At 76.0% G+C, this 1,343-nt stretch carries 1 protein-coding gene and 1 pseudogene; both read left to right on the forward strand.

The window, feature by feature from the left end:
* Positions 1-894, forward strand: an 894-nt coding sequence (proB, locus tag V7Z97_RS20465) for a glutamate 5-kinase (RefSeq protein ID WP_334165479.1), incomplete at its 5' end; no start/stop codon positions are given.
* 33 nt (positions 895-927) lie between these two features.
* A pseudogene (locus V7Z97_RS20470) lies at positions 928-1,343 on the forward strand (aldehyde dehydrogenase family protein); the annotation flags it as partial.

The following is a 1,343-nucleotide window of genomic DNA, read 5'->3' on the forward strand; positions in this document are numbered from 1 at the left end:
GCCGCCGGCCAGTCGCTGCTGATGCGCGCCTGGGAGGAGGCCTTCGAGCCGCACGGCATCGCCTGCGCCCAGGTGCTGATGACCCGCGACGACACCGAGGTCCGCCGGCGCTGGCTGAACGCCCGGGCGACCGTGGAGACCCTGCTGTCGCTGGGCGTCATCCCGGTGGTCAACGAGAACGACACCGTGGTCACCGAGGAGATCCGCTACGGCGACAACGACCGGCTGGCGGCGCGCATCGCGCAACTGGCGGGCGCCGACGCCCTGGTGCTGCTGTCGGACGTGGACGGGCTCTACACCGCCGACCCGCGCCGCGACCCCGCGGCCGAGCACCTGCCCCGGATCGGCCGGCTGACCGCCGAGATCGAGGCCATGGCAGGCGGCGCGAACGCCGCCGCCGGCGTCGGCACCGGCGGCATGGCGACCAAGCTGGCCGCGGCCCGCATCGCCTCGGCGGCCGGCTGCGCGACGATCATCACCCTGGGCCACCGGCCGGATCCGCTGTGGGCGGTGGAGCACGGCGCCCTGGCCACGGTCATCGAGCCCTCCACCACGCCGGCCGCGGCCTACAAGGCCTGGATCGCGGGGTCGCTCGCGCCCGCCGGCGCGCTAGTGGTGGACGAGGGCGCGGCGGCGGCGGTCAGGCGCGGCAAGAGCCTGCTGGCGGCCGGCGTGCGACGCATCGAGGGCCGCTTCGACAAAGGCGACGCCGTGGTGATCCGCGACGAGGCCGGCCACGAGATCGCCCGCGGCCTGGTGCGCTACGAGGCCGCGGACGCGGGCCGGATCTGCGGCCTGAAGAGCGAGGCCATCGAGGCGGCGCTGGGCTACACATCCGGGCCGCTGGTGCACGCCGACGACCTCGCGCTGGCGCAGCACGCCGTGGGCGCGTAGGTAAGGCTCAAGCTGAGCATATGGGGCGGTCGCGTGGACGACGGCGGATCAGGGCGGACGGCCGAGGCGTCGCGTAACGGGCGGCTGGAGGCGCTCGTCCCCGGCCAGGCCATCGTCTGGGGCGGCGACCGCGTGGCCCATGTGGACGAGGCGCTGGCGGCGGCCTTCCGGTCCGGCGACCGGCTTCTGGTGGCCGAGGGCGCCCTGCTGCACGTCCCGGCCCGCGAGCATGAGACCGCCGCCGCCGCCGTGGGCCGCGCCCAGGCCGCCTTCGCCCGCATGGGCGAGGTCTCCGACGACCGGATCAGCGCCTTCTTCGAGGCCTTCGCCGCCCGGCTGGAGGACGCGGCCTGCTGGACCGCGATCGCGGAGGCCAACGCCGCCGACGTGGCGAGCGCCCAGGCGCGCGGCCGCTCGACCACCCGGCTGATCGCCTCCGAGGCCATGCG

It is taken from the genome of Phenylobacterium sp. (genome assembly GCF_036821595.1).
Taxonomy (GTDB): domain Bacteria; phylum Pseudomonadota; class Alphaproteobacteria; order Caulobacterales; family Caulobacteraceae; genus Phenylobacterium.